Annotated in this window: 28 protein-coding genes; 10 read left to right on the plus strand and 18 right to left on the minus strand. The window is 73.0% G+C overall.

The window, feature by feature from the left end; translation table 11 throughout:
- Positions 1-1,504 (minus strand): fumarate hydratase (locus ABT116_RS21310; RefSeq protein WP_351636225.1); only part of this gene is annotated, 1,504 nt, incomplete at its 3' end.
- A gap of 166 nt (positions 1,505-1,670) precedes the next feature.
- Here ABT116_RS21310 and ABT116_RS21315 point away from each other — a divergent pair.
- On the plus strand, positions 1,671-2,387 hold the full coding sequence (locus ABT116_RS21315) for a DUF1707 SHOCT-like domain-containing protein (protein ID WP_351636228.1): 717 nt from the start codon (positions 1,671-1,673) through the stop codon (positions 2,385-2,387).
- A gap of 114 nt (positions 2,388-2,501) precedes the next feature.
- Positions 2,502-2,879, plus strand: a complete 378-nt coding sequence (locus tag ABT116_RS21320; protein ID WP_351636231.1) for a WhiB family transcriptional regulator — start codon at positions 2,502-2,504, stop codon at positions 2,877-2,879.
- Between the two features lie 167 nt (positions 2,880-3,046).
- Here the strand turns inward: ABT116_RS21320 and glpX are convergent, their stop codons facing one another.
- Positions 3,047-4,081 (minus strand): class II fructose-bisphosphatase, encoded by a 1,035-nt coding sequence (gene glpX, locus ABT116_RS21325; protein ID WP_351636234.1) that lies wholly within the window; start codon positions 4,079-4,081, stop codon positions 3,047-3,049.
- A 127-nt stretch (positions 4,082-4,208) separates the two neighbouring features.
- On the opposite strand from glpX, the gene ABT116_RS21330 reads away from it, so the two are divergent.
- Positions 4,209-4,733, plus strand: coding sequence for a DUF4245 domain-containing protein (locus tag ABT116_RS21330; RefSeq protein WP_351636237.1), 525 nt, complete (start codon positions 4,209-4,211; stop codon positions 4,731-4,733).
- Positions 4,734-4,799: 66 nt separating this feature from the next.
- Here the strand turns inward: ABT116_RS21330 and ABT116_RS21335 are convergent, their stop codons facing one another.
- The 3 genes from ABT116_RS21335 to xseA form a co-directional block, all read right to left on the minus strand.
- Positions 4,800-5,390: a malonic semialdehyde reductase gene (locus ABT116_RS21335; protein ID WP_351636240.1), complete on the minus strand. Its 591-nt coding sequence runs from the start codon at positions 5,388-5,390 to the stop codon at positions 4,800-4,802.
- A gap of 121 nt (positions 5,391-5,511) precedes the next feature.
- The gene (locus ABT116_RS21340) at positions 5,512-5,757 is read right to left on the minus strand and encodes an exodeoxyribonuclease VII small subunit (protein WP_351636243.1); all 246 of its coding nucleotides are present in this window, start codon (positions 5,755-5,757) and stop codon (positions 5,512-5,514) included.
- 9 nt (positions 5,758-5,766) lie between these two features.
- Entirely contained in the window at positions 5,767-6,975 is a 1,209-nt protein-coding gene (gene xseA / locus ABT116_RS21345) for an exodeoxyribonuclease VII large subunit (RefSeq protein ID WP_053675304.1), read from the minus strand.
- 113 nt (positions 6,976-7,088) lie between these two features.
- Here xseA and ABT116_RS21350 point away from each other — a divergent pair, with 113 nt between their 5' ends.
- Positions 7,089-8,114, plus strand: coding sequence for a 4-hydroxy-3-methylbut-2-enyl diphosphate reductase (locus ABT116_RS21350; protein WP_351636247.1), 1,026 nt, complete (start codon positions 7,089-7,091; stop codon positions 8,112-8,114).
- Between the two features lie 69 nt (positions 8,115-8,183).
- Positions 8,184-8,930: a polyphosphate--glucose phosphotransferase gene (gene ppgK, locus ABT116_RS21355; RefSeq protein WP_351636249.1), complete on the plus strand. Its 747-nt coding sequence runs from the start codon at positions 8,184-8,186 to the stop codon at positions 8,928-8,930.
- Between the two features lie 282 nt (positions 8,931-9,212).
- Here the strand turns inward: ppgK and ABT116_RS21360 are convergent, their stop codons facing one another.
- Entirely contained in the window at positions 9,213-9,806 is a 594-nt protein-coding gene (locus ABT116_RS21360; RefSeq protein WP_351636251.1) for a DUF6542 domain-containing protein, read from the minus strand.
- A 198-nt stretch (positions 9,807-10,004) separates the two neighbouring features.
- Here ABT116_RS21360 and ychF point away from each other — a divergent pair, with 198 nt between their 5' ends.
- Positions 10,005-11,093: a redox-regulated ATPase YchF gene (ychF, locus tag ABT116_RS21365; protein ID WP_351636253.1), complete on the plus strand. Its 1,089-nt coding sequence runs from the start codon at positions 10,005-10,007 to the stop codon at positions 11,091-11,093.
- Between the two features lie 87 nt (positions 11,094-11,180).
- Here ychF and ABT116_RS21370 read toward each other — a convergent pair whose 3' ends face one another.
- The 6 genes from ABT116_RS21370 to ABT116_RS21395 form a co-directional block, all read right to left on the minus strand.
- Positions 11,181-11,444, minus strand: a complete 264-nt coding sequence (locus ABT116_RS21370; protein WP_351636255.1) for a type II toxin-antitoxin system RelE family toxin — start codon at positions 11,442-11,444, stop codon at positions 11,181-11,183.
- On the minus strand, positions 11,437-11,706 hold the full coding sequence (locus tag ABT116_RS21375) for a type II toxin-antitoxin system Phd/YefM family antitoxin (protein WP_351636257.1): 270 nt from the start codon (positions 11,704-11,706) through the stop codon (positions 11,437-11,439). The genes ABT116_RS21370 and ABT116_RS21375 overlap by 8 nt, the downstream gene beginning before the upstream one ends.
- Before the next feature lie 60 nt (positions 11,707-11,766).
- Positions 11,767-12,126 (minus strand): hypothetical protein, encoded by a 360-nt coding sequence (locus ABT116_RS21380; RefSeq protein ID WP_351636259.1) that lies wholly within the window; start codon positions 12,124-12,126, stop codon positions 11,767-11,769.
- Positions 12,114-12,794: a class F sortase gene (locus ABT116_RS21385; RefSeq protein ID WP_351636261.1), complete on the minus strand. Its 681-nt coding sequence runs from the start codon at positions 12,792-12,794 to the stop codon at positions 12,114-12,116. Before ABT116_RS21385 ends, ABT116_RS21380 begins: the two co-directional genes overlap by 13 nt.
- Positions 12,787-13,614, minus strand: a complete 828-nt coding sequence (locus ABT116_RS21390; protein WP_351636263.1) for a DUF4397 domain-containing protein — start codon at positions 13,612-13,614, stop codon at positions 12,787-12,789. Before ABT116_RS21390 ends, ABT116_RS21385 begins: the two co-directional genes overlap by 8 nt.
- Positions 13,615-13,711: 97 nt before the next feature.
- Positions 13,712-14,317, minus strand: coding sequence for a sigma-70 family RNA polymerase sigma factor (locus tag ABT116_RS21395; protein WP_351636265.1), 606 nt, complete (start codon positions 14,315-14,317; stop codon positions 13,712-13,714).
- 161 nt (positions 14,318-14,478) lie between these two features.
- On the opposite strand from ABT116_RS21395, the gene ABT116_RS21400 reads away from it, so the two are divergent.
- From ABT116_RS21400 to ABT116_RS21415, 4 genes are all read left to right on the plus strand, one after another.
- The gene (locus ABT116_RS21400; RefSeq protein WP_351636267.1) at positions 14,479-15,756 is read left to right on the plus strand and encodes a MerR family transcriptional regulator; all 1,278 of its coding nucleotides are present in this window, start codon (positions 14,479-14,481) and stop codon (positions 15,754-15,756) included.
- 243 nt (positions 15,757-15,999) lie between these two features.
- A complete protein-coding gene (locus ABT116_RS21405) occupies positions 16,000-17,226 on the plus strand; it encodes a lycopene cyclase family protein (RefSeq protein ID WP_351636269.1) in 1,227 nt (408 codons plus the stop codon).
- Positions 17,223-17,954: a class I SAM-dependent methyltransferase gene (locus ABT116_RS21410; protein WP_351636272.1), complete on the plus strand. Its 732-nt coding sequence runs from the start codon at positions 17,223-17,225 to the stop codon at positions 17,952-17,954. The genes ABT116_RS21405 and ABT116_RS21410 overlap by 4 nt, the downstream gene beginning before the upstream one ends.
- A gap of 134 nt (positions 17,955-18,088) precedes the next feature.
- Positions 18,089-19,597 carry an FAD-dependent oxidoreductase gene (locus ABT116_RS21415; RefSeq protein ID WP_351636298.1) on the plus strand — a complete coding sequence of 503 codons (1,509 nt, stop codon included), beginning with the start codon at positions 18,089-18,091 and terminating at the stop codon, positions 19,595-19,597.
- Between the two features lie 178 nt (positions 19,598-19,775).
- Here ABT116_RS21415 and ABT116_RS21420 read toward each other — a convergent pair whose 3' ends face one another.
- The 6 genes from ABT116_RS21420 to ABT116_RS21445 form a co-directional block, all read right to left on the minus strand.
- Complete coding sequence (locus ABT116_RS21420) at positions 19,776-20,780, minus strand: Rieske (2Fe-2S) protein (protein WP_351636274.1); 1,005 nt, start codon at positions 20,778-20,780, stop codon at positions 19,776-19,778.
- Positions 20,773-21,756, minus strand: a complete 984-nt coding sequence (locus tag ABT116_RS21425) for a phytoene/squalene synthase family protein (RefSeq protein WP_351636278.1) — start codon at positions 21,754-21,756, stop codon at positions 20,773-20,775. Before ABT116_RS21425 ends, ABT116_RS21420 begins: the two co-directional genes overlap by 8 nt.
- The gene (locus ABT116_RS21430; protein WP_351636282.1) at positions 21,743-23,305 is read right to left on the minus strand and encodes a phytoene desaturase; all 1,563 of its coding nucleotides are present in this window, start codon (positions 23,303-23,305) and stop codon (positions 21,743-21,745) included. Before ABT116_RS21430 ends, ABT116_RS21425 begins: the two co-directional genes overlap by 14 nt.
- A complete protein-coding gene (locus ABT116_RS21435; protein ID WP_351636286.1) occupies positions 23,302-24,456 on the minus strand; it encodes a polyprenyl synthetase family protein in 1,155 nt (384 codons plus the stop codon). Before ABT116_RS21435 ends, ABT116_RS21430 begins: the two co-directional genes overlap by 4 nt.
- An 85-nt stretch (positions 24,457-24,541) precedes the next feature.
- On the minus strand, positions 24,542-25,915 hold the full coding sequence (locus tag ABT116_RS21440) for a cryptochrome/photolyase family protein (protein ID WP_351636290.1): 1,374 nt from the start codon (positions 25,913-25,915) through the stop codon (positions 24,542-24,544).
- Positions 25,916-25,919: 4 nt separating this feature from the next.
- The coding region (locus ABT116_RS21445) for a DUF2867 domain-containing protein (protein WP_351636294.1) at positions 25,920-26,214 on the minus strand (295 nt) is incomplete at its 5' end.

Genomic DNA, 26,214 nt, shown 5'->3' on the forward strand with positions numbered 1-26,214 from the left:
CGACCTTCTTGATGCAGTCCTGGGCGAGACGGGCGGCCGGGCCGCCGATGGAGCCCAGGTAGAAGCCGCCGTGCGTGCCGCAAGCGTCCGTGACCTGCTTGCTGCGGTTGCCCTTGGCCAGCATCACCTTGGAGCCGCCCGCCGCCTGGAACTGCTCCACGTAGGAGTCCATCCGCCCTGCCGTGGTCGGGCCGAAGGAGCCCGACGCGTAGCCCTCGGGCGTCTTGGCCGGACCGGCGTAGTACACCGGGTGGTCCTTCAGGTACTGCGGCATCTCCTCACCCGCGTCCAGCCGCTCCTTGATCTTGGCGTGCGCGATGTCCCGCGCCACGACCAGCGGGCCGGTCAGGGACAGACGGGTCTTCACCGGGTACTTGGTGAGCTCCGCGAGGATCGTCTCCATCGGCTGGTTCAGGTCGATCTTCACGACGTCGCCGCTCTCGTCGAGCTGCTCGTCGGTGGTCTCCGGCAGGAACCGCGCCGGGTCCGTCTCCAGCTGCTCCAGGAAGACGCCCTCGGCGGTGATCTTCGCGACGGCCTGGCGGTCGGCGGAGCAGGACACGGCGATCGCGACCGGGCAGGACGCGCCGTGCCGGGGCAGCCGCACCACGCGCACGTCGTGGCAGAAGTACTTGCCGCCGAACTGCGCTCCGATGCCGATCTTCTGCGTCAGCTCGAAGACCTTCTGCTCCAGCTGCTTGTCCCGGAAGCCGTGCCCGAGCTCGGAGCCCTCGGCGGGGATCTCGTCCAGGTAGTGCGCGGATGCGTACTTCGCCGTCTTCAGCGCGTACTCGGCGGACGTACCGCCGACCACGATCGCCAGGTGGTAGGGCGGGCAGGCCGCCGTGCCCAGCGAACGGATCTTCTCCTCCAGGAACTTCATCATGGAGGACTCGTTCAGAACGGCCTTCGTCTCCTGGTACAGGAACGACTTGTTGGCCGAGCCGCCGCCCTTCGCCATGAAGAGGAACTTGTAGGCGCCGCCGTCGGCCGCGTACAGCTCGATCTGCGCGGGGAGGTTGGAGCCGGTGTTCTTCTCCTCCCACATGGTGAGCGGAGCCATCTGCGAGTAGCGCAGGTTCAGGTTCTGGTACGCGTCGTAGATGCCGCGGCTCAGGGCCTCCTCGTCACGGCCCTGCGTCAGCACGTTCTGCCCGCGCTTGCCCATCACGATCGCCGTGCCCGTGTCCTGGCACATCGGCAGCACACCGGCCGCCGCGATGTTCGCGTTCTTCAGCAGGTCCAGCGCCACGAACTTGTCGTTGCCCGACGCCTCGGGGTCGTCGATGATGCGGCGCAGCTGGGCCAGGTGCGCGGGCCGCAGGTAGTGCTGGATGTCGTGGATGGCCTCCTCGGCGAGCTTGCGCAGCGCTTCCGGCTCCACCCGGAGGAAGGTCCGCCCGTCCGGCCCCTCGACCGTGGAGACACCCTCGGAGGTCACCAGCCGGTAGGGGGTGGTGTCCTCTCCCTGGGGGAGCAGATCGGTGTACGCGAACTCAGGCATCTCAGCCCATTCCTCACTCTACGGACGGCGGCCCGCCTCCTTTGGCGAGCGCCCACCAGCGTAGAACCTGCCGCTGACGGCGAACCTGTGAGGTAAGGCTCAGTTCGTCCCGGCCGGTGCCGAAGGGGGGGTGTCGCGATCTATCGTGTTTCGGTACGCTGCTGCCGTGGACCTTCAGAAGCAGGACCTCCAGAAGCCGGATCCCCGGCAGCAGGGCGCGCCCGCCGCCACCGAGTTCCGCGCCTCCGACGCCGAGCGCGACCGCATCGCCGACCTCCTGCACGACGCCCTGGCCGAGGGCCGCCTCACCGCGGACGAGCACGCCGAGCGTGTCGAGGGGGTGCTGCGCGCCAAGACCGTCGGCGAGCTGGAGGTCTTCATCCGGGACCTGCCCGCGGCCCACCGCCGGGGCCCCGGCCCCGCCCACGCCCCGGCCCCCTGGCGCCCCACCGCCGGCGCCATCCCGATCGACCCGGACGACAACGTGGTCGCGGTGTTCAGCGGTGCCGTCCGCAAGGGCCGCCGGCGCGCGGGCCGCCGTATCCACGCGTACGCGATCTTCGGCAGCGTCGAGATAGACCTCAGTGAGGCCCTCTTCGACCACCAGCAGGTCGTCGTCAAGTCGTTCGCGATATTCGGCAGCGTCGACATCCGCGTCCCGGAGAACGTGTCGCTGCGCGGCATGGGCGGTGGCGTCCTCGGCAGCTTCGAGGTGGCCACGCTCGACTCGGACGACCCGGAGGCCCCCATCGTCTACGTCGACGGCTGGGCCGTCCTGGGCAGCGTCGAGGCGCGGCCGAAGCGGGGCAGGATCGTCGCGGACATCCTGGACCGGGTGCAGCGCAAGGTCGACAGAGGTTTGCGCAAACACCTGGGACATTGACAGCCGCGAATCCCTTGAAACCGGCGGTTCGGAACTCAGTGCATAGGCGCGCGTACAGCGGGTAGGCCTTGCTGCATCGTCTCTCGCTCGCGAAGCCGTCGTCAGGAGTAGACCGTGCTGCAACCGCCGCATTCGTCCCTGCAGGTCGCTGCCGTTCCGGCCCCGCGGGTGCCAGCGCGAGACAGGGACCAGGACGCCCCGTGGCACACCGAGGCGGTGTGCCGGCGCGACGAGGCCGGCCTGTTCTTCGCCCCCTCCAAGGAACCGACCGCCGCGAGGCTGTCCCGGGAGGAAGCGGCGAAGCGGGTCTGCGCCCGCTGTCCCGTGATGGTCGAGTGCCGCGAACACGCCCTGCTCCAGCCCGAGCCCTACGGCGTCTGGGGCGGCCTCACCGCCGCCGAACGCCGCGTGGTGCTGGCCCGGCGGCGCCGCCGCGAGATGGAGCTGAAGAAGACGGCCCGCCCGACGGACCGGATAGCCGCGGCCGGCTGACGGCCTGGCAGCACGAAAAGGGCGTCCCCACCGCACCGGGGGCGCCCTTTCGTTCAACCGGCCTTTTGGGGGCGCGGGGCTGTGTCGATATGCGGCTCCGCCGCGCGGGCGCGACAAGCCACGTACACGCCGCGGCCGCGCCACACCCGCCCCTGGGCCGAGCGGCGCTACTTCCCCTTGTCGAAGTCGATCGCGCTGTAGGCCCGCAGCTTGCTCAGCCGGTGCTCGGAGGAGATCCGGCGAACCGTGCCCGACCGCGACCGCATCACGATCGAGTCGGTCGTGGCGGTCTCCGCCCGGTAGCGCACCCCGCGCAGCAGCTCGCCGTCCGTGATGCCGGTCGCCACGAAGAACACGTTCTCGCCGGTGACGAGGTCCTCGGTCGTCAGCACCCGGTCGAGATCATGCCCCGCGTCGATCGCCCGCTGCCGCTCCTCGTCGTCCTTGGGCCACAGCTTGCCCTGGATGGTGCCGCCCAGGCACTTCACCGCGCAGGCCGAGATGATGCCCTCGGGCGTACCGCCGATGCCGAGCAGCAGATCGACCCCGGTGCCCTCCCGCAGCGCCAGGATCGAGCCGGCCACGTCGCCGTCGGAGATCAGCTTGATGCGCGCCCCGGTGTCCCGGATCTCCTTGATGATGCCCTCGTGCCGCGGCCGGTCGAGGATCACCACCGTCACGTCCTCCGGCGCGGACCGCTTCGCCTTGGCGACCCGGCGGATGTTCACCGACACCGGGGCGTTGATGTCGACGAAGTCGGCCGCCTCGGGACCGGTGACGAGCTTGTCCATGTAGAAGACGGCGGACGGGTCGAACATGGACCCGCGCTCGGCGGCGGCCAGCACCGCGATCGCGTTCGTCATGCCCTTCGCGGTCAGCGTGGTGCCGTCGATCGGGTCGACGGCGATGTCGCACTCGGGCCCGGTCCCGTCGCCCACGCGCTCCCCGTTGAACAACATCGGGGCTTCGTCCTTCTCGCCCTCGCCGATGACGACGACGCCGTTCATCGAGACGGTGGAGACGAGGGTCCGCATGGCACGCACCGCGGCACCGTCGGCGCCATTCTTGTCACCCCGGCCGACCCAACGGCCCGCGGCCATCGCCGCCGCCTCGGTGACCCGGACGAGCTCCAGGGCGAGGTTGCGGTCGGGGGCCTCGGAGGGCACATCGAGTTCGGACGGCAAATGATGATGCTCGGTCATCGGAGCGCACCTTTCTGTACGGCGACGGCCGGATGAGGGTGTTGTCGCCCGACTCTATCCCCGAGCCCGCAAAATGAGCAGGGGCCCCCACGGATGAGCGCGGCAGGGACCTGCGACGATAGGGGGCGTGGCAGGCGAGAACGGCAAGCAGAAGACGGCGCGGGACATGATCCTCTCCCTGGGGGTCATCATCCTGGTGTCGGGCTTCGTGTACCTCTTCATCCCGCACGACGACAGCGCGCCCGACGTCAAGGCCGTCGACTACCGGGTCGAGCTGCTCACGGCACGCCGCGCAGCCTCCTACCCCGTGGCCGCGCCCGAGGGTCTGCCCGGCGCATGGAAGGCCACCTCCGTCCGCTTCCGGGGCGACGAGCACGACGCCTGGCACCTCGGCTTCCACGATCCCGAGGGGGAGTACGTGGCGGTCGAGCAGTCCACTCAGCGCCGCCCCGTCTTCCTGGACGAGGCGACACAGGGCGCTCACGAGACCGGGAAGACCGAGAAGATCGACGGCGAGACCTGGACCCGTTACGAGGGCGGCCGCTACGACGCGCTGGTCCTGGAGGGCACCAAGGGCTCTACGACGGTCGTGACGGGCACCGCGTCGTTCGCCCAGCTGACGAAGATGGCCGAGGCGCTGCAGACGAAGTGAAGCGCACGAGGAAGGCCCCCGGCGCCGATGCCGGGGGCCTTCCTCGTACGCGTCCGCGGGGGCGGCTCAGACCGTCGTGACGACCTGGTCGAACTCCAGGCGCGGGGAGCGCGGGTACCAGGCGTCCGGGCCGGGGCGGCCGATGTTGACGACCATCAGCGGGGTGTGGTCGTCGTCCAGGAACTCCTTGCGGACACCCTCGAAGTCGAAGCCGGTCATCGGGCCGGCGGCCAGACCGGCGGCGCGGACACCGACGATGAAGTACGCGGCCTGGAGGGCGGCGTTCAGCGCGGCGGCGTTCTCGCGGGCCGGGCGCTCGGCGAAGAAGACGTCCTTGATCTGCGGGGCGGCCGGGAACAGGTGCGGCAGCTCCTCGTGGAACTCGTTGTCCGCGGACAGGATCGCCACCAGCGGGGCACTCGCCGTCTTGGGCCGGTTGCCCTCGGCCATGTGCGCCACCAGGCGCTCGCGGGCCTCGGGGGAGCGGACCAGGGTGATGCGCAGCGGGGTCTGGTTGAAGGCGGTCGGACCGTACTTGACCAGGTCGTAGATCGCCTGCACCTGCTCGTCGGTCACCGGCTCGTCGGTGAAGGTGTTGGCGGACCGGGCCTCGCGGAACAGCAGGTCCTGGGCGGCGGGGTCAAGAACGAGGGACATGGATGCACTTTCTCGTGTCTGGTCCGGAAGATCGGCTGACGTCTTCGACCGTACGCGAATGAAGTTCAACGTTCAACTAACGTGGGGGTGTCGTGTGTCACCCCGAACCGAACGGTCCCGGTTACTCCGCGTCCTCGTCCCCCGCGGCCTCCTCCGCCAGCGCCGCGTTCAGCCGCGCCCGGGCCCCCTCCAGCCAGCGCCGGCACACCTTCGCCAGCTCCTCGCCCCGCTCCCAGAGCGCGAGGGACTCCTCCAGCGTCGTACCGCCCGCCTCCAGACGCCGGACGACCTCGATCAGCTCGTCCCGCGCCTGCTCGTACCCGAGCGCCTCGCTCGTGCCCGGTGTCTCGTCAACCTCGCTGGTCATCCACCCACCCTATGTGTCCACTCGTACGGAGAACTCACCCTCGGAGACCCGCGCGCGCAGGGCCTCGCCGGCCTCCACCTCGCCCGGGTCGCGGACGGCGTGCCCGTCCGCCTTCTGCAGCACGGCGTAACCGCGCTTCAGGGTCGCAGCGGGGGAGAGGGCCACCACGCGCGCGTGCGTGTGGGCCAGCTCCGAGTCCGCCCGGTCGAGCTGGTGCCGCAGACACCGCCGGCCCCGGTCGAGCAGGTCCGCCACCTGGTCGGCCCGCACATCGATCATCCGGTGCGGATCCTCTATCGACGGCCGCGCCAGCGCGTGCGCCAGCCCGCGCTCCTCACGCTCCACCAGCGCCGCCACGCACCGCCGCGCCCGGTCCCGCAGCAGCCGTACCCGCTCGTACTCCTCGCCGACGTCCGGTACGACCTTCTTGGCCGCGTCGGTCGGGGTGGAGGCGCGCAGGTCCGCGACCTGGTCCAGCAGCGGGTTGTCCGGTTCGTGCCCGATGGCGGACACCACCGGCGTACGGCACTGCGCGACCGTGCGGATCAGCTGCTCGTCGGAGAACGGCAGCAGGTCCTCCACGCTGCCGCCGCCCCGGGCCACGATGATCACGTCCACGTCGTCGATCGCGTCGAGCTCCTTCACCGCCTGCACGACCTGCGGCACGGCGTGCACGCCCTGCACGGCGACGTTGCGCACCTCGAAGCGGACGGCGGGCCAGCGGTGCCGGGCGTTCTCCAGGACGTCCCGCTCGGCGGCCGAGGCCCGTCCGCAGACCAGCCCGATCAGCTGCGGCAGGAACGGCAGCGGCTTCTTGCGCTCCGGCGCGAACAACCCCTCCCGCGCGAGGGCCTTCTTCAGCTGCTCCAGGCGCGCGAGCAGCTCACCGACCCCGACGGGCCGTATCTCGGCGGCCCGCAGCGACAGCTGCCCCCGCGGGGCGTACCACTCGGGCTTCGCGAGGACGACGACCCGGGCGCCCTCGCTCACCACGTCCGCGACGGCGTCGAACACCTGCCGGTAGCAGGTGACGCTCACCGAGATGTCGTACGAGGGGTCCCGCAGCGTCAAAAACACCACACCCGCGCCCGGTCGCCGCGACAACTGCGTGATCTGCCCCTCGACCCACACCGCCCCGAGCCGGTCGATCCAGCCCCCGATGAGCCGCGACACCTCGCCGACGGGCAGCGGGGCTTCCGGAGTCGTGTTCACAGCCATGCCCGCCAGGGTAGTGGGCACCACCGACAACACGGCTCAGCCGCCCTGCGGGCATGGCATCTCCGGGGACCACGCACACACGCGATCTTCGACCCGCCGAACGCGGCCTTACGATGGGACGCATGTCTGCTTCGCCTGGCCGCCGTGTCCTGCTCGCCGCCCCCCGTGGCTACTGCGCGGGTGTGGACCGCGCCGTGATCGCCGTCGAGAAAGCCCTGGAGCAGTACGGCGCTCCGGTGTACGTCCGGCACGAGATCGTCCACAACAAGTACGTCGTGCAGACCCTGGAGAAGAAGGGCGCGATCTTCGTCGAGCAGACGGAGGAAGTGCCCCCGGGGAACATCGTCATGTTCTCCGCGCACGGCGTGGCCCCCGTCGTCCACGAGGAGGCCGAGCGCGGCAGGCTCGCCACCATCGACGCCACCTGCCCGCTGGTCACCAAGGTCCACAAGGAAGCCGTCCGCTTCGCGAACGAGGACTACGACATCCTCCTGATCGGCCACGAGGGCCACGAGGAGGTCATCGGCACCTCCGGCGAGGCCCCCGACCACATCCAGCTCGTCGACGGCCCGGGCGATGTGGCGAAGGTCGAGGTCCGCGACCCGTCCAAGGTCGTCTGGCTCTCCCAGACCACGCTGTCCGTCGACGAGACCATGGAGACCGTCGACGCCCTGAAGGACAAGTTCCCGCAGCTCATCTCCCCGCCCAGCGACGACATCTGCTACGCCACGCAGAACCGCCAGCTGGCCGTGAAGCAGATGGGCGCCGAGTCGGACCTGGTCATCGTGGTCGGCTCGCGCAACTCCTCCAACTCCAAGCGGCTCGTCGAGGTCGCCAAGATCGCGGGCGCCCGCGAGGCCTACCTCGTGGACTTCGCCGACGAGATCGACGAGGCCTGGCTGGAGGGCGTGAGCACGGTCGGCGTCACCTCGGGCGCCTCCGTCCCGGAGATCCTGGTCGAGCAGGTCCTGGAGTTCCTCTCCCAGCGCGGCTTCGAGGACGTCGAGATCGTCAAGGCGGCCGAGGAGTCCATCACGTTCTCCCTGCCCAAGGAGCTGCGCCGCGACCTGCGCGAGGAGGCCGCGGCCCTGGCAGCCGAGCGCGGCGGCGCCGGGACCGGTGAAAGTTCCGGGGAGTGATCGGGGACAGGCCGGGCAGCAGCCGCTGTCCGGTCTGTGACTGTCAGTCGTTCGTCGTAGCGTAGGGCCATGCAGATCTTCGGAGTGGACATCGGCGGATCCGGGATCAAGGGTGCGCCGGTGGACCTGGACAAGGGCGACCTGGCGCAGGAGCGCCACAAGGTCCTCACCCCCCACCCGGCCACGCCCGACTCGGTGGCCGACGGCGTCAAGCAGGTCGTCGACCACTTCGGCTGGACGGGCCCGGTCGGAGTGACCTTCCCGGGCGTGGTCACCGACGGAGCCACGATCCGCACGGCGGCGAACGTCGACGACAGCTGGATCGACACCGACGCCCGCGCGCTGCTCGGCGAGCGGCTGGGCGGGCTGCCGGTGACGGTGGTCAACGACGCGGACGCGGCGGGCGTCGCCGAGATGCACTTCGGCGCCGGCCGCGGCCGCCGGGGCACGGTGATCCTGCTGACCCTCGGCACCGGCATCGGCAGCGCGGTCTTCGTCGACGGCGTCCTCGTGCCCAACACCGAGCTGGGCCACCTGGAGCTCGACGGGCACGACGCGGAGAAGCGGGCCTCCAGCAAGGCCCGCGAGGACCACGACATGACGTGGGAGCACTGGGCGGCGCACCGCGTGCGCAAGTACCTGGCCCACGTCGAGATGCTGTTCTCGCCGGAGCTGTTCATCATCGGCGGCGGCGTCAGCCGCAAGTCCCACAAGTTCCTGCCCCACATCGAGGGCATCAAGGCGGAGATCGTCCCGGCGCAGTTGCAGAACAACGCGGGGATCGTGGGCGCGGCGATGCGGGCGACCGGACACTAGGGCCGCTTCGGGCCGGGTGGTGTGAGGCCGGTGGCCGGCGCGGGGGCTGTTTCGGGCCGGGTGCGTCAGGCCGGTGGCCGGCGCGGGGGCTGCTCGGGCCGGGTGGTGTCAGGCGGGTGGTTGGCGCGTGGGCTGTTTCGGGCCGGTGGTGTCAGGCCTGTGGCCGGGGCGGGGGCTGTCTCGGGCCGGTGGTGTCAGGCCTGTGGCCGGGGCGGGGGCTGTCTCGGGCCGGGTGGTGTGAGACCGGCCGTCGGGGTGAGGGCCGTATCGGACCAGGCGGTGTCAGGCCGGCGGTCGGACTCCTGCCGTCCGCCGCCGGTGCACCAGCCGGATCCGCCGGACGATCACGATCAGCCCGGCGATCAGCGTCCCTCCGTACAGCCAGCCGGCCTGCGTGGCGAGCGCCGTCACCAGGCCCATCAGCGTGCCGCCGGCCCCTCCCTCGCCGTCGGCCGCCGGCAGCAGCCCCACGGCGAACGCGATGGGCACCACGACGGGCGCGGTCATCAGGTCCCCCGGGCGCACCCAGAGGGCCGTCAGCGCGCACACCGGCAGGAACAGTACGCCGTACGCCGTCAGGGACGCTCCGAACAGGGCCGTGCAGAGCACACCGAGCAGGAACATCACCACCGTGCAGAACAGCCCGCTCCCCAGCCCGGTCAGCCGGGGGTTCGGCAGGCCTCCGGCGGCGGGCGCCGGTGCGGGCGCGGGGCGTCGTAGCGGCACCGGGCGGCGCTGCTGCCGGGGCGGCCGTGCCGCACGCACGGGCTCACCCCCCGCCCCCCGTCCCGCCTGCGACGGCACGGGTTGCCGGGGCGGCCTGGGCCGGTCCCGTCGCGGTCCGTACTGGGGAGATCGCGTCCTGTATTGCTCCACCGCACCAACTTAGGTCGTTCAATATGCCGAATGGCCCTTCAGACACACCGTCGACCGTGGCTTGGCCAAGCGTTCGATACGTCGCCGGGACGGTTCCGGACACGCCGTAGACTGGTGGATCGGCCGGTCCCCTGGCCCCTTGGCCCTGCACTCACGGGAAACCGGCCCCCTGGCCCTCCACTCACGGGAAGTCGCAACGTGTCGCTCACGATCGGAATCGTCGGTCTGCCGAATGTCGGCAAGTCGACCCTGTTCAACGCCCTGACCAAGAACGACGTGCTGGCGGCCAACTACCCGTTCGCCACCATCGAGCCGAACGTCGGCGTGGTCGGCGTCCCCGACCCGCGCCTCACCAAGTTGGCCGAGATCTTCTCCTCGCAGCGGGTGCTCCCGGCCACGGTCGACTTCGTCGACATCGCCGGCATCGTGCGCGGCGCGTCCGAGGGCGAGGGCCTCGGCAACAAGTTCCTCGCGAACATCCGCGAGTCCGACGCCATCTGCCAGGTCATCCGTGCCTTCAAGGACGAGAACGTCGTGCACGTGGACGGCAAGGTCTCGCCCAAGGACGACATCGAGACGATCAACACCGAGCTGATCCTCGCGGACCTGCAGACCATCGAGAAGGTCCTGCCGCGCCTCCAGAAGGAGTCGCGCATCAAGAAGGACATCGCGCCGAAGGTCAAGGCCGTCGAGGAGGCGAAGGAGATCCTGGAGAAGGGCGACACGCTGTTCTCCGCGGGCATCGTCCAGGGCTCCGGCAACGAGGAGCTCCTGCACGACCTGCACCTGCTCACCACCAAGCCGTTCCTCTACGTCTTCAACGTCGACGAGGACGAGCTGACCGACGAGGACTTCAAGAACGAGCAGCGGGCGCTGGTCGCCCCGGCCGAGGCGATCTTCCTCAACGCCAAGCTGGAGGCGGACCTCGCCGAGCTCGAGGAGGACGAGGCGCTGGAACTCCTCCAGTCCGTCGGCCAGGAGGAGCCGGGCCTGGCGACCCTCGCCCACGTCGGCTTCCGCACCCTGGGGCTCCAGACGTACCTGACCGCCGGCCCCAAGGAATCCCGGGCCTGGACGATCAAGAAGGGCGCCACGGCCCCCGAGGCCGCCGGCGTCATCCACACCGACTTCCAGAAGGGCTTCATCAAGGCGGAGGTCATCTCCTTCGACGACCTGGTGGAGACGGGGTCGGTGGCGGAGGCCCGTGCGAAGGGGAAGGCGCGCATGGAGGGCAAGGAGTATGTGATGCAGGACGGGGATGTGGTGGAGTTCCGCTTCAACGTGTGAGCGGATGAGACATCCAGGTCATGAGGGGTCCACTCCGTCGGGAGTCGGCCCCTTCGTCCGTACCGTGCAGGTCTGCCCGTGTCGGGCTCAGGTGTCGTACACGGTTGAGCGATGCCCGACGTGGACTACCCACACCACGAGCTCTCCGTTGTCGATCGTGTAGACGACGCGGTAGTCGCCGACCCGCAGGCGGCGGCGTTCTGGCTGTGAAACGAGCGCGGTGGTGTTGAGGCCGAGGGGGTCGTTCTCCAGCTCGGTCAGTTTTGCCAGGATGCGCAGGGCCATGTCGCGAGGGATTTTCCGGAGCTCGGCCTGCGCCTCCGGCCGGAATACGGTTCGGTACTCACTCACCGCGCGCCAGCGTCTCCCTCATGATGTCCTCGATCGGGATGCCGGGTGCCGAGTTGGCCATGCGCTCGTCGATGATCCGGTTGATCTCGCGCTCTTCCCACTCCTGGTACTTGCGCAGCACCTCAATGGAGACGACGGCGGCGACCTGCTTGCCCCGTCGGGTGATCACGGTGGGTACGTCGTCTCGATCGGCGCGCTCCACGACCTCGGCCAGGTGCGCACGTACGTCGCGGATGGACTCTATGGGCAGCGACTGCGTCATGCGCTCAAGCGTACCGAGTGTGCCATGTGTACACCACTGCCCCATGGTGGAGGAGAGGGGCTACCTCGAGCGTTCGTGCAGGCGGCGGTGGACGACGGCTGCGCCGACGGCGGTGGCGAGAGCGAGCAGGGCGAGGAGGGCTCGCTTCCAGTGGTCCGGGTGGTGTGGGGGCGGCCCGTGAGTGTCCGTCTCCGGGGAGAGGCCTCTGCTGATCCGCTGCCAGACGCGGTCCGGCGGTGCCGTCGGCAGGTCCACGAGTTGCGCGGTGCGGGCCGCCGCGACCACGCGGGTCAGCATGCGGAGCTCGTCGCCGCAACGGGCGCACTGCTCGACGTGACGCAGGGCCGCGGTGTCGGCCTCGGTCGGGGCCGCGTTGCGCAGCGCCAGTTCCACCAGGTGCGCGGGCTCTACGTGGGCCACTGCGTCCTCCCGGACTTCACGGGCTCCGCCGTGACGACGAGGTTGGACAGGTAGCCACCCCGCTCGGGGACGAACGGGGGCGCGCAGGTGATGAGCGTGAGGACCGGGGCGCCGGTGCGGCGGAACGCCGAGGCGGGCAGGGCGTCCTTGGGGACGGTGACGCGTGAGACGACGCGGTACCGCACCGGTTCCGCCCCGGTCCGCCGCACCTCCACGCGATCCCCGCGCCGTACGTCGTACAGCGCGGCGAATTCGCCGACGGCTCCGGTGTCGCTGTCCACGTGCCCGACGAGCACCGCCGAACCTGAAGCGCTGCCCGGCGCCGGGCCGTGGCGGTACCAGCCGGCCACGGACGGGTCGTCGGGGACCGCCGTCTCGCCCCGGTCCGTCACGCCCACCGGAGCGACCCGGGCATCGACACCCGCGTGGGGCAGCAGGACGCGGCGGGGCGGCGGGGCCGGTGTCGTGCGCGGTGCCGGCTTCGTCGTCGAGTCGGTCGTCTGCCCGGAGGGTGCGGTCGTCGGGTCGGCTGTCCGCCCGGACCGTGTGGCCGTGAAGTCGGGCGTCGGCGCGGCCGGTTGCGACGGCCCGGCCGGGAGGCCGAGGGCGGCTGCCAGGGCGGCAGCCGCCAGCATCGGTCCCGTCGGCCGTCGCGTACCGTCAGCCACGTCGGCGGACGACCCGGCGGGCCACCAGCACGCCCGCCACCGCGACCGCTCCGGCCCCGGCGGCCCAGGCCGGGTTCAGGTCGGAGGAGTTCGGTGCGACGGCGGCACCGCTGCCGCCCGCGGGGACGCCGCGGGGCGACGACGCCATGCCGCTGAACGTCTGGGTCGCCAGGGCCAGGTTCTTGTCGTCGGCGCTGCCCCAGGCGTAGACGACGTTGCTCGTGCCCTCGCCGAGCGCCAGGTCGGCCGGGCCGATGGCCACGGTGTCCGTACCGGCGAGCACCACATCGGTGTTGAGGGTGCCCGCGTCGACCTCGGCGGTGTCCTCCTTCGGGTTGGTCAGGTTGCTGAAGACGGGCTGTCCGCCGGCCCGGACGTCGACGGCCGGGGCCGCCGCGACGTGGCGGACCGTCAGACGGGCCTTGCCGGCGTCCACCTGGGAGACGTCGTTGGTGAAGGCCGTCAACTCCGGTTTGCCGTCGGCGGAGAGGTGGGCGGCGACCGTGGCGTTCGCGCCCTCGGGCACCTCGATCTTCTTCTGCAGGGCCGGAGTTCCGCCGGGGCCCTTGCCCGCTTCGAAGATCTGGATGTCGTAGGTGCCGGCGTCGAGGGACTGCGGGTCCGTCACCGTGCCGGGCTTGAAGTCGCCGATCAGTTCGTCGCCGTTGGCGTACACGTCCACGGTCAGGCCGGGGATGCCGTGGAAGACGGACACCATGGCCTGGTCCTGCTGTTCGGCCAGGGCGGGAGCGGAAACGCCGAGGGCCAGGGCGCAGGCTCCGGCCGAGGCGGCGATGGCGATGCGGGTGTGGGAGGTCATGGGAATCATCCCTTCGAACGGAGTCTCCGTACGGTGCGGAGTCTCGGTCCTGTTTTCGGGTGTGGGGGCCGCCGCGGATGCGCGTACGACGGCACCGCTAGAGGTTCGCGTCGGCGGCCGAGGGCTGCTCGATCACCATGCGCAGCCGGTGCAGGCCGCGGCGGGCGTGGCTCTTGACGGTCCCCAGGGGCATCCCGGTCCGCTCCGCGATCTGCGCCTGGGTCAGGTCCTCGTAGAAGGCCATGCACAGCACCTCCCGCTGATGGCGCGGCAGCCGAGCCAGGGCGTCGACCAGCAGCACCCGGTCCAGGACGCGGTCCGGTGCCGCCTCGTCGGGGCCGGTGGTGTCCGCGTCGCGGCCGGCCGAGTCGATGAGCGTCAGCCGTCGCGTCCGGGCCGCCAGCGCGTCGACGATCTTGCGGCGCGTGATGCCGACCAGCCACGCGCCGAGCGGACCCCGTTCGGGGCGGAAGCCCGCCCGGCCGTGCCAGGCGCCGAGGAAGACCTGCTGGGTCACGTCCTCCGCCTCGTGGGTGTCACCGAGCAGTCGGGTGGCCATGGTGTGGACGAGCGAGCCCCAACGCCGGTAGATCGCGGCGAACGCCTCCTCGTCGGCGGCGACGAGGCCACGGGCCAGTTCCTCCTCGTACCGCGTTTCCTCCGCGGGTGCGGCGGGGGCGGCGAGTCGCGTGTTCGTGATCATGGCCTGGTTCCTCCTGCAGTGCGTCGTGCGGGGACGGAAGGCCGTCTGCCGAACCGCACCGGTCGCGCTGTGTGAGCCGCGCCGCTGCGCTCCAGGCCAGTGTTCGGTGCACAAACGACGCGGCTCAACATGCGTCGTTTATGCGTCGTACAGTCGGAGGTATGGGTGCACACGAACGGGACGGCGAAAGCCGCGGACGCGAGGGCGGGCCGGTCGGTGGCGGGCCTGTCGGTGGCGGACTGACCACCGGCGAGGTGGCCAGGCGGCTGGGGGTGGCGCCCACCACGGTCCGCACGTGGGACCGCCGCTACGGCCTCGGGCCCGACGCGCACACCGGTGGCCGGCACCGGCGGTGGACCCCGACGGACGTGGCCCGGCTGGAGCGGATGTGCGCCCTGACGGCGACCGGGATACCGCCCGCCGAGGCGGCCCGCGCGGTGCTCGGCGAAACGACGCAGGAGGCCGCTCCGGCGGGCCGGGGCTCCCGAGTGACGCAGGTGCCGGCTTCCGTGGGCCGGGGCTCCCGAGTGACGCAGGCGCCGGCTCCCGCCGGTCGGGACGTCCGGGCGACCCAGGCAGAGGATCTCGTCGGCCGGACCGCCCGGGCGACGCAAGCGGCGGACCCGGCCGGGCCGGCTGCCCCAGCGCCCCCGGAAGCGATCCCGACCCCGGGCCGACGGGGCGCCGGGGCGGCACAGGGACCGGCGGCCCCCGGTCGGCCGCCCGCCGACACACCACCGCGACCGTCGGATCGCACCCGCACCCCCACCCGCAGCCGCGCGGGGAGCGGGTTGCGCCTCGGGGATGTGCGTCAGGAATGCAAGGGCATCGCCCGTGCCGCACTGCGCCTCGACGCCCCCGCGCTGGACGACCTGCTGCAGTCCGCGATCGCCGAGCACGGGCTGGTCGCCGCCTGGACCGAGGTGATCATGCCGACCCTCCAGGCGGTCGGCCGCAAGTGGGAGAGCTCGGGTGAGAAGTACGTCGAGGTCGAGCACTTCCTGTCCTGGCACGTCTCCGGCGCGCTGCGGCGAGGCGCCCCGCCCGCGGCCCCCGACCGCCCGGGCGCGACCGTCGTGCTCGCCTGTGTGCCGGGGGAGAACCACACGCTGCCACTGGAGGTACTGGCGGCCGCACTGGCCGAACGCGGCCTGCCGGTGCGGATGTTCGGCGGCGCGCTGCCCGTGGAGTCCCTCGTCACGGCCGTCCGCAGAACGGGGCCCGCGGCGGTGGGGCTGTGGGCGCAGTCCCGGACGACCGCCAGCCGGCCGCTGGCCCAGCACGTGGCCGCGATGGAGTGGGGGGTGCGCGGGGCCCGCCGCAAACCGGTCGTCCTGACGATAGGGCCCGGCTGGACCGGCCACACCGTAGCCGGACTGCCGCGGCCGACGGGGCTGGCCGAGGCCGTCGCCGTTCTGGAGTCGGTCATGCCGCGGTGACTGGGCCGACCGCATCCGGGTCGCGTTGACTCCGGCGACTGCATCCGGGTCGCGGTGACTCCGGTCGACCGCATCCGTGTCGCGGTGACTCCGGCCGACTGCATCCGGGTCGCGATGACACCGGCCGACCGCATCCGACTGCATCCGAACACGGCCGCCGGCCAGAAGCGGTGAACGGACAGAACACAGTCGACGAGGTGGCCGGGAGCGGGGTGCGGAGATGGGCGGCGTGTGGTGGGCCCGGTGAGCCGGGGGCCTGTCGGCGCGCCGGACGTGGTGATCCTCGGGGGCGGTGCCGCGGGCCTCAGTCTCGCGTACCGGCTGGTCGAGACCGCCGTCGCGACCGTGACCGTGGTGGAGCCGCCGGACGGCCCAGCACGCCCGGCGGAGCGGACCTGGTGCTACTGGGAGCAGGGCGACGACGACGGCGACGACGGCTTCGGTGAAGCGGTCGCCGCCACCTGGCCCCTGCTGCGGGTGCACGACTCCGACGGCAGCCCCCTCACCGTCGATCCGGCCCCCGCCCGCTACCGCATGGTGCGTTCCACGGCGTTCGAACGGCTGGTGCACGCGCGGCTGGCGCGCTCTCCCGGCGGACGGTTGCTGCGCGCGACCGCGGCGGCGGTGCGCGACGTACCCGGAGGCGCCGAGGTCCGCTGCACGGCACCCGGCGGCCGGACACTGACCCTGCGCGCCGGGCTCGTGTTCGACTCGCGGCCCCTGCGCGCCCTGCCACCGGCCCGGACGCAGTTGCTGCAGCACTTCCGCGGCTGGTTCGTGCGCACCCGCACCGACCGGTTCGACCCGGCGGTCGCCGACCTCATGGACTTCCGGGTGCCCCAGCCGCGGCACGGCCTCGCCTTCGGCTACGTCCTGCCGCTGGCCCCGGACCGGGCGCTCGTGGAGTACACCGAGTTCTCCCGGAGCCCGCTGACGACGGCGGCGTACGAGGCCGCGCTCGGTCATTACGCCCGTGAGGTGCTGCGCCTGGGCGAGTTCGCCGTGGAGAGCGCCGAGCAGGGCGTCATCCCCATGACCGACGCCCGCTTCCCCCGGCGGACCGGTACGGCCGTCTTCCGCATCGGGACGGCGGGCGGCGCCACCCGCCCCGCCACCGGCTACACCTTCGCGGCCGTACAGCGCCACAGCCGGGCCGTCGCCGCCGCCCTGCAAGGCGGCCGCACGGTCGTGCCCGCGCCGCACGGGCGGCGGGCGCTCGCCATGGACGCGGTGCTGCTGCGGGCCCTGGACACCGGCCGGATCGACGGTCCCGCGTTCTTCACCGGCCTCTTCCGCCGGACCCCGACGCACCGCCTGCTGCGCTTCCTCGACGGCGCCACCTCGCTCCGGGAGGAGTGGGGCATCGGACTGCGCACCCCGGTGGGCCCGATGCTGCGCACCGCCCTCGAAGTGCCCTTCCTGCCCCGCCGCACCCACCCCGCCCCAGGAACCGGAGAGAGCCCCCGATGACCCTGCTGCGCGACCGCGACCTGGCACGCGCCTTCGACCACGCGTCCCGCACCTACGACCGCCTCACCGGCCTCAACCCCGGCTACCGGGCCGACCTGCTGCGCTCGGCCCGCAGGCTGAGACTCCCCGGGGACGGGGCCGGGCTGCACCTGCTCGACCTGGGCTGCGGCACCGGCGCCTCCACCCGGGCCCTGCTACGGGCCGCACCCCGTGCGCGGATCACCGCGGTGGACGCCTCCGCCGGCATGCTGCGGCGGGCACGGACCAAGCCCTGGCCCGACACCGTGCGCTTTCTGCACCTGAGCGCCGAGGAGCTGGCGACGGCCGGCGAAGGGCCTTTCGACGCGGTCTTCGCCGCCTACCTGTTCCGCAACGTCTCCGACCCGGACGGCGTGCTCGCCACGGTGCGCGGACTGCTGCGGCCGGGCGGGAGGCTCGCCGTCCACGAGTACAGCCTCGGTGGCTCGCCCGCGCACCGGGTGCTGTGGACGGCCGTGTGCCAGGGGGTGATCATCCCGGCGGGCACGCTCACCGGTGACCGGGCCCTGTACCGGCACCTGTGGCACAGCGTCCTCGACTTCGACACGGCTTCCGACTTCACCGGGCGGCTGACGCGGGCCGGATTCACGGGCGCGCGGGCCCTGCCCCTCGCCGGTTGGCAGACCGGCATCACGCACACGTTCGTCGCCCGCGACGGATCAGCCGCGGCGGGGAGGGCCGCCCGATGAGCCACCCGATGAGCCATCCGATGAGCCAGCCGGTGAGTTCTCCGACGAGTCCCGCGACGAGCACGACGGAGAGCCCCCCGACACGCTCCCGCACGGCCGCCCGCCGCGGCCGGGACCGCAAGGCCGAAGTCCTGATGCCGGCGCCCGGCCGGGACCGGTTCACGCCCGGGGACGCACCGTCCGTCGCCGTGGTGGGCGGCGGCATCGCGGGACTCGCCGCGGCCACCGGACTGGCCGAACGCGGCGCCCGGGTGACCCTCTACGAACGCGAGGACGCCCTGGGCGGCCGCCTCGCCGGGTACCGCACCCGGCTGGCCGACGGCTCCGAGGTGACCATGAGCCGCGGCTTCCACGCCTTCTTCCGGCAGTACTACAACCTGCGCGGCCTGCTGCGGCGCACCGACCCCGCCCTCGCCCGCCTCACCCCCCTGCCCGACTACCCCCTGCGGCACAGCGGCGGGCTGACCGACAGCTTCGCCCGCGTCCCGCGCACCCCGCCCCTGAGCGCCCTCGGCTTCGTCGCCCTCAGCCCCACCTTCGGCTGGCGCGACCTCACCGCCCTGGACGCCCGGGCGGCGCTGCCGCTGACGGACGTGCGCGTGCCCGACGTGTACACGCGCTTCGACGACCTCAGCGCGACCGCCTTCCTGGAACGCGTCCGCTTCCCCGAGGCCGCGCACCACCTGGCCTTCGAGGTGTTCTCGCGCAGCTTCTTCGCCGACCCGCGCGAACTGTCCGCCGCCGAACTGATGCTGATGTTCCACATCTACTTCCTCGGCTCCTCGGAGGGGCTGCTCTTCGACGTGCCCGACGAGCCCTTCCCCCAGGCCCTGTGGGAGCCGCTCGGCGACTACCTCCGGCGGCTCGGCGCGACCGTCCGCACCGGCACCCCCGTACACGGCGTCGACCCCGTCGGCACCGGTGGAGCCGAGGTCCGCACCGGCACCGGCACCGACCGGCACGACGCGGTGGTGCTCGCCCTCGACACCGCGGGACTGAGCCGGGTCGTCGCCGCCTCGCCCGGCCTGGGCACCGCCCCCTGGCGTGACGGCATCGCCGCCCTGCGCCCCGCCCCGCCGTTCCTCGTCTCGCGGCTCTGGCTCGACCGGCCGGTCAACGCCGATCGCCCCGGCTTCCTCGGCACCAGCGGCTACGACGGCCTCGACAACATCAGCGTCCTGGAACGCTACGAGGGTGAGGCCGCCCGCTGGGCCGCCAAGCACGGGGGTTCCGTGGTGGAACTCCACGCCTACGCCGTCACCCCCGGTGCGGACCCCGGGGCCGTGCAGGACGCACTGCTCGGGCAGTTGCGCCGGGTGTACCCGGAGACCGGCCGGGCGCGGGTCGTCGACGCCCGGCACGAGTGGCGCTCGGACTGCCCGCTCTTCCCGGTCGGCACCCACCACAGGCGCCCCACGGTGAGGACCCCGCACCCGTGGCTGACACTCGCCGGCGACGGGCTCCGCTGCGACCTGCCCGTGGCCCTGATGGAACGCGCCGCCACCACGGGCTTCTTGGCGTCCAACGCCCTGCTCGCCGGGTGGGGCGTTCGCGGCCAGGTGCTGTGGACCGTGCCCCGGGCGGGCCGCTCCCCGGTGCTGCGGGCACTCGGCGCGCTCGCGGGGCGTCCGGCGCACCGGTGACGCCGGGCGCCGGACTGGCCCGGGCCGCTCCGCGCAGGCCCGTCCGGCGGGGTCGTTCCACCCCGGGAAACGCCCGGTGCCGCGCAAGCGGGTTCACGTCATCCGGTGCACACCCGGTGCCGCGCAAGCGGGTTCACGTCATCCGGTGCACGCCCCGTGCCGCGCAACCCGGTTCACGTCACCCCGGGAACCGCCCGGTGCTGCGCAACTCCCAGCGCCTCTCGGCGTAGGCGAGGTCGTCGCGCCACAGGCGCCCGGCCGTCTGCCGCATCAGCGGACGCAGCACGGGGGCGGCGGCGCGGGCCAACGCGAAACCGGGTCGGTCCGAAGCGGCGACGACCGCCTCGATCACGGCCGTCCGCGGCTGCTGGGCGTGTGCGGCGGTCAGCGGCGTGGCATGGGTCTCCACCACGGACGTGGCGCCCTCGCCGTCGGTGATGCGCATGACGACGGTGCGCGGCTCCGGCGCGGTGAACTCGGCCCGCACCGGCACCACCAGACGGCCCGCCACCCGGAAGGAGACGTCGACCTCGAAGGCGTCGTCCTCGTCGCCCCGCGGCTTCCGCACGACCGTCAGATCGACGAAGGAGTACGGGTGGAACCAGGACCCGTGCCACGGATCGAGCCGGTTGGCCACCACGTCCTGCGGTTCGCACCGCCCGGCCGCCGTGAACACGGCGTCCACCCCGCTGCCCGGTGCGGGCCGTGCCGGGATCACGGGCCGCTCCGACGGCTCCTCACCGCCCACCGCGTCCAGCCGTACCCACACCAGCACCCCGTCGTCGTGAGCGGGGTACGGCTGCCAGCCGGCGAACGCGGAGCCGTCCAGGGCCAGCCCGTGCCAGTGGCACACCAGCGTGCCGCACACCACCCGGCTGTCCCTCAGCGGTGCCCCGAGGTGCGGGCAGGCGCCGGGACCGGCCCGGAGCTCACCCGCCGGGGAGCGCCACAGCACCACCTCGACGCCGCCGACGGTCCTGCCGGAGGGGCGGCCGGGGCGCACCTCCCGGGAGGCGCCCACCACGAACCAGTTGCCGGAGGGCCTGGCCGCCGCCCGTTCGAGGGTGTCGGCGATCAGCGCCGGACGGGCCGCGCGCCAGGTCGGTGTCTGCTCCGCCCAGCCGGGGCCGCGGCGCCGCCGCAGCGGTGAGGTCCAGCGTGCCTTGTCCGCTCGGTCAGCCATGACCTCGCCCCTTCCGTTCCGATGCGGCCGGAGCAGCCGCGGGCGCCGCGTGCCACCGCGCGCGGGCCACCTTCAGGACACCGGCCGCGGCGGTGGCCGCCCGCCGCCGGCGGGGCACCACGGCACGGCGGTGCAGCACGGTGTAGTCGTGCCGGGCGATCGCGTCGAGGATGCCGCCGTACAGCGTGAACGCGGTTCTGATGCAGGGGCGCACCCGCGGGTCGAGCATCGCGATGCCCGGTTCCGCCGTCCGGTACACGTCCCTGGTCAGGCCCTCGGCCGCGACGAGTGCCGCCCGGATGCGCGGGTCGCGGCGGCCGCTGCGCCGGCTCCACTCCAGGAGCGGCCGGTCCACGCCGTGGGAGGCCAGCAGGTCCGCCGGCAGGTAGACGCGACCGCGGTCCAGGTCCTCGCCCACGTCCCGCAGGAAGTTGGTCAGCTGGAACGCCACCCCGAGGGCCGCCGCGTGCGGTGCCGCCTCCTCGCGTGGGACGACCGTGCCGAGCACGGGCAGCATCTGCAGGCCGATCACCGCGGCCGAGCCGTGCATGTAGGCCCGCAGGTCGGCGTAGGTCGGGTAGTCCGTGACGGTCAGGTCGGCGCGCATCGAGGCGAGGAAGTCGGCGAACAGGTCCACCTCGATGCCGTAGCGGTCGGCGGTGTCGGCCACGGCCCGGACCACCGGTTCGGCCCCGCCGCCGGTGCGCAGCGCATGGGAGAGATCCTCCTCCAGCCGTTTCAGCAGCAGGTCCCGCTCGTCGGGTGTCAGGCGCCGGTCCAGGTCGTCGACGATGTCGTCGGCCCAGCGGGCGAAGCCGTACAGCGCGTGCACGGCCGTCCGGCGTTCCAGCGGCAGCAGGCGCGTGGCCAGGAAGTAGGTCCGGCCGTGGCGGGCGTTGAGCAGCCGGCACCGGCTGTAGGCGGCGCGCAGGCCGGGGTCGGTGATCCCGGCGGCGTCCAGTTCACGACGGGTCATGGGTACCTGCTCCGGTCGGGGTGGACGGGCGGCGGTACGGGGTTCGGCCGCCCCGGGGCGCTCGGGCACGGCTCCCGGTGACGCGGGCGGCGGCGAGTTTCCCGCTGATGAGCACGGTCGGTACGCCGACACCGGGGGTGGTCCCGCAGCCGGCGAGCACCACGTTGTCCAGCCCGCGGACGAGGTTGCGCGGCCGGAAGGGCCCGGTCTGGGCGAAGGTGTGGGAGACCGAGAAGGGACTGCCCGCCGCGTGACCCTGGGCCGTCCAGTCGAGCGGGGTCACCAGCAGTTCCTCCTCGACGCTCGCGGCGAAACCGTCGAGGCCACGGCGTTCCAGCTCGGCGACCAGGCGGTCGCGGTAGCGCGGGCCGAGGTCGCGCCAGGCGGTGGCGGAGGGGCCGACGGCGGTGTTGGGGCAGGGTGCCAGGACGTAGTGGAGGTGGCGGCCCGGCGGCGCCAGCGAGGCGTCGTGCGTCGTCGGACGGGTGATCAGCAGCGACGGGTCGCTCATCAGCGCTCCCGAGCGGGTCAGTTCGTCGAAGGTGCGCTCCCACGCGGCGCCGAAGGACAGCGTGTGGTGGGCCAGCTGGGGCCAGGTGCGGTCGGTCCCGGCGTGCAGGACCACCGCGGACGGCGAGTGCCTGAGCGGTACCGGACGCCGGGGTGCCCGGCCCAGGAGCCGGTGCGCGGTGGGCAGTTCGCAGGTCAGCACCACCGTGTCGCACGGGATGCGCTCACCCGAGGCGAGCCGGACCGCCCGCACCCGTCCGGCGGAGCGCTCCAGCGCTCTCACCTCGGCCGACCAGCGCAGCTCCGCACCGGCACCGGCCGCCACGTCCGCCATCGCCCGGGGCAGCGCGTGCATGCCGCCCTTGGGGAACCAGACACCGGCCACGGTGTCCATGTAGGCGATCACCGCGTAGGCCGCGAGCGCCCTGGCCGGTGCCACACCGGCGTACAGGGCCTGGAAGGAGAAGACCCGGCGCAGGCGGGCGTCGGACAGGAAGCGGCCGATCCGGCCGTCCAGCCGCCCGAAACCGCCGAGCGCCGCCAGCCGGGCCAGGTCCGGGTGCGCGAGCTGGAACGGCGAGTCGAAGTTGGTGTCGATGAAACGGCGCATCTGTGCCCGGTACAGCCGCTCCAGCCACTCCCGCAGCCTGCGGTAACCCGCCGCTTCCGCCGGTCCGGCGAAGCGCCGCACCTCCGCCTCCATGGCGTCGGCGTCGGTGTGCACGTCGAGCGAGGACCCGTCCGCGAAGCCGGCCCGGTAGGCGGGGTGCAGGGCCACCAGCTCCACGTGCCGGTCGAGGCGCTCGCCGACCGCCGTGAACGCCTCGTCGGCCAGATGCGGCATCGTCAGCACGGTGGGCCCGGTGTCCACCAGGTAGTCGCCGAGCCCGACCCGTCCGGCCCTCCCGCCCGGGCCGGCGTCCCGTTCGACGAGCGTGACCCGCCGTCCGGCGCCCAGCAGGTGCAGGGCGCACGCCAGTCCGGACAGACCGGCGCCGACCACGACGACATGGTCCGTCGGGCCCGTCACCGTCCTCATACGAGCTCCCGCGCGTGCTGCGGGGCGACGCCCGAGGCCCGCTCGACCAGGGCGGCGAACTCCCGCTGTACGGCGGGGGCCGCGCCGGTCGCCTCGAAGCGCCGCAGACCGGCGGCCGCCAGGTCCGCGATCCTCGACTCCATCTCGGCCCGGGCGCCCGTCCGTTCCAGGGCCGCCCGCATCCGCTCGACGGTGTGTCCCGGCAGCGCGTCCGCGTCCGGGGCGAGCGCGGCGGCCGCGTCCTGGTCGCCGCCGGCCTCCGCGAGCCGGACGGCGACGGCGAGCATCGGGGTCAGCTTGCGGGAGCGCAGGTCCTCGTCGGCCGGTTTGCCGGTCAGCGCCGGGTCCCCGAACGCGCCGAGGAGATCGTCGCGCAGCTGGAAGGCCAGCCCCGCGCACCGGCCCGCCGCCCGCAGCGCGCCCAGGGTCCGCGCGTCCGCACCGGCCAGCGACGCACCGAGCGCCAGGGGCCGCGCGACCGTGTACCGGGCGCTCTTCAGGACGGCGATGGTCAGCGCCTCCTCGGCACCGGACGAGCCGCCGGCCTGCGCGCGCAGGTCGCGGTACTGCCCGGCGACCATCTCGGTGCGCATGGCCCGCCATTCTTCGTACAGCCGCGGGCCGTACGGCGAGGCGAGCGCCGTCTCGGTCAGCAGGTCGTCCGCCCACGCCAGCGCCAGATCGCCCGCGAGCACGGCCGCCGACGTCCCGAACGCCTCGGCGGTCCCGTTCGCCCGGCCGTTCGTCCGGCCGGCCCGGTGCCCGTGGGCGAAGTCCACGTGCATCGCGGGCCCGCCCCGGCGCAGCGGTGATCCGTCCATCACGTCGTCGTGGATGAGGGCGCAGGCCTGCAGCAGTTCGAGGGCGACCCCCGTACGCAGTACGGCGTCCGGGTCACCGGAGCCGCCCGCGGCCCGCCAGCCGCACCACACGAACGCCGTCCGCAGCCGCTTGCCGCCCCGCCGGACGAACGCGGCGACGCGCTCGGCCATGTCGTGGGTGAACACCGCATCCGTGTCGCGTGCCTGCCGCAGCCGCGCCTCGAGCACCCGCTCGAGGACCGCCTCCATGGCACGCGTGGCCCCGGGAGCCGTGAGCGGGGCGTCGTCCGGCTCCGCCGGTCCGGCCACCGTCGGCCGCGGTCCAAGCATGCGCAACCCCTTCTCGCTTCCGGTCATCCGCACATCAGTGCTTCCGCGGGGAGCGGTGTTTCGGATGCGCCGGGTTCCAGGGCTCTCAGTCGCGCTCCCGGGCCTGCCGGAAGCGGGCCAGGCCCTCGCCGAGGTCGAGGAGCGGCGCCGGATAGCGCAGCAGGGCCCGCTCGTCGTCCGGCAGCCGCCAGGGTTCGTGCACCGCGGCGCCGGCGACGTCCGCCAGTTCCGGCACCCAGCGGCGTACGTAGGTGCCGTCCGGGTCGTAGCGCTTGCCCTGGAGCACGGGGTTGAGGACGCGGTGGGGCCGGGTGTCGGTGCCTGTGCCGGCGACCCACTGCCAGTTCAGCTGGTTGTTCACGAGGTCGCCGTCCACCAGGTACCGGAGGAAGTACCGGGCGCCGATCCGCCAGTCCACGTACAGCGTCTTGGTCAGGAAGCTCGCCACCAGCAGCCGCGCCCGGTTGTGCACCCAGCCCTCGTGGCGCAGCTGGCGCATGCCCGCGTCGACCACGGGATAGCCGGTGCGGCCTTCCCGCCACGCGGCGATGTCCTCGGCGGCCTCCTCCTCGCCGCGCCACCGGTCGTCCCGGGAGCGGTAGTCCCGCACGGACACCTCGGGCCGGGCCGCGAGGACCTGGTGGTGGAAGTCGCGCCAGCACAACTGGCGGACGAACGCCTCCGCCCCGGCACCGCCCCGCTCGCGGGCCCGCCGGACGACCTCCACCGGCGAGAGCGCACCGAAGTGGAGGTACGGCGACAGGCGTGAGGTCGCGTCACCGGCCAGGTCGTCGTGCCGTTCCTCGTACCGGGGCAGACCGGTGTCCGCCCATCGCGCGAACCTGTCCCGCCCCGCCGACTCCCCGCCGGCCGGGAGGCCCGGTGACAGGTCCGCCGCCTCCGGGCGGGACGGCGGTTCCTCGCCGCGAGCCGTGCCGGGGACCCGCACCGCACGCGGCACGGGCAGGAGGTCGCGCAGCGGCTCCTTGGACCAGCGGCGCATGTAGGGGGTGAACACGGCGAAGTGGTCCGAGCCGAGCGGTGTCACTGCCCCCGGCGCGACGGCGGTGACCACGCTGTCGTGCACCCGCAGCGCGACCCGGTCGGCTTCGAGTTCTCTGCGCAGCCGCTCCTCACGGCGGTGGGCGAAGCCGGTGACCCCCGCCGCCATGTGCACCTCCGTGGCACCGCACGCGGCGGCGACCGCGCGGACCTCGCGGGCGACCGGCCCGCTGCGCACCACCAGCCGTCCGCCGAGGCGGCGCAGCGAGGAGTCGAGGTCGGCCAGGCAGTCGGCGAGGAAGGCGGCGCGGTTGGGCACGTCGAAGCCGGCGGCGTGCACGGCGGGGTCGCGGACGAACAGGGGCACCACCTCGTCGGCCGAGTTCAGCGCGGCGTGCAGGGGCGGATGGTCGTGCAGACGCAGGTCCGAGGTGAACAGGACGACCGCGACGGTCATGGTGTCACTCCTGGTGCGGTGGTGCGGATGCCGTTCGTTGCTGCCGGACACTTCGCCGCTCGCGGGCCCGTCGGATGCGCGAGGCCCCGCGGCGTCCGCCGGTGCCCTCGGACGCGGCCCGGGCGATGTTGCGGGCCATGCCGCCGAACACGGCGGCGTGGAACGGGGCGACGCTCCACCAGTAGGCGTGGCCCAGCAGACCGCGCGGATGGAACAGGGCGCGCTGCCGGTAGCGGGTGCGGCCGTCGTCGTCGGTCTCGGCGTACATCTCCAGCCAGGCGAGTCCCGGCAGCCGCATC

The organism is Streptomyces sp. NPDC002130 (assembly GCF_040296465.1).
GTDB lineage: Bacteria > Actinomycetota > Actinomycetes > Streptomycetales > Streptomycetaceae > Streptomyces.

Coding starts and splice junctions, on each gene's coding strand:
- glpX (WP_351636234.1), bottom strand. CDS start 4,081: ATGACCGAGCATCATCATTTGCCGTCCGAACTCGATGTGCCCTCCGAG.
- ABT116_RS21335 (WP_351636240.1), bottom strand. CDS start 5,390: ATGTCCCTCGTTCTTGACCCCGCCGCCCAGGACCTGCTGTTCCGCGAG.
- ABT116_RS21340 (WP_351636243.1), bottom strand. CDS start 5,757: ATGACCAGCGAGGTTGACGAGACACCGGGCACGAGCGAGGCGCTCGGG.
- xseA (WP_053675304.1), bottom strand. CDS start 6,975: ATGGCTGTGAACACGACTCCGGAAGCCCCGCTGCCCGTCGGCGAGGTG.
- ABT116_RS21350 (WP_351636247.1), top strand. CDS start 7,089: ATGGGACGCATGTCTGCTTCGCCTGGCCGCCGTGTCCTGCTCGCCGCC.
- ppgK (WP_351636249.1), top strand. CDS start 8,184: ATGCAGATCTTCGGAGTGGACATCGGCGGATCCGGGATCAAGGGTGCG.
- ABT116_RS21375 (WP_351636257.1), bottom strand. CDS start 11,706: ATGACGCAGTCGCTGCCCATAGAGTCCATCCGCGACGTACGTGCGCAC.
- ABT116_RS21390 (WP_351636263.1), bottom strand. CDS start 13,614: ATGACCTCCCACACCCGCATCGCCATCGCCGCCTCGGCCGGAGCCTGC.
- ABT116_RS21395 (WP_351636265.1), bottom strand. CDS start 14,317: ATGATCACGAACACGCGACTCGCCGCCCCCGCCGCACCCGCGGAGGAA.
- ABT116_RS21400 (WP_351636267.1), top strand. CDS start 14,479: ATGGGTGCACACGAACGGGACGGCGAAAGCCGCGGACGCGAGGGCGGG.
- ABT116_RS21410 (WP_351636272.1), top strand. CDS start 17,223: ATGACCCTGCTGCGCGACCGCGACCTGGCACGCGCCTTCGACCACGCG.
- ABT116_RS21415 (WP_351636298.1), top strand. CDS start 18,089: ATGCCGGCGCCCGGCCGGGACCGGTTCACGCCCGGGGACGCACCGTCC.
- ABT116_RS21420 (WP_351636274.1), bottom strand. CDS start 20,780: ATGGCTGACCGAGCGGACAAGGCACGCTGGACCTCACCGCTGCGGCGG.
- ABT116_RS21425 (WP_351636278.1), bottom strand. CDS start 21,756: ATGACCCGTCGTGAACTGGACGCCGCCGGGATCACCGACCCCGGCCTG.
- ABT116_RS21430 (WP_351636282.1), bottom strand. CDS start 23,305: ATGAGGACGGTGACGGGCCCGACGGACCATGTCGTCGTGGTCGGCGCC.
- ABT116_RS21435 (WP_351636286.1), bottom strand. CDS start 24,456: ATGCTTGGACCGCGGCCGACGGTGGCCGGACCGGCGGAGCCGGACGAC.
- ABT116_RS21440 (WP_351636290.1), bottom strand. CDS start 25,915: ATGACCGTCGCGGTCGTCCTGTTCACCTCGGACCTGCGTCTGCACGAC.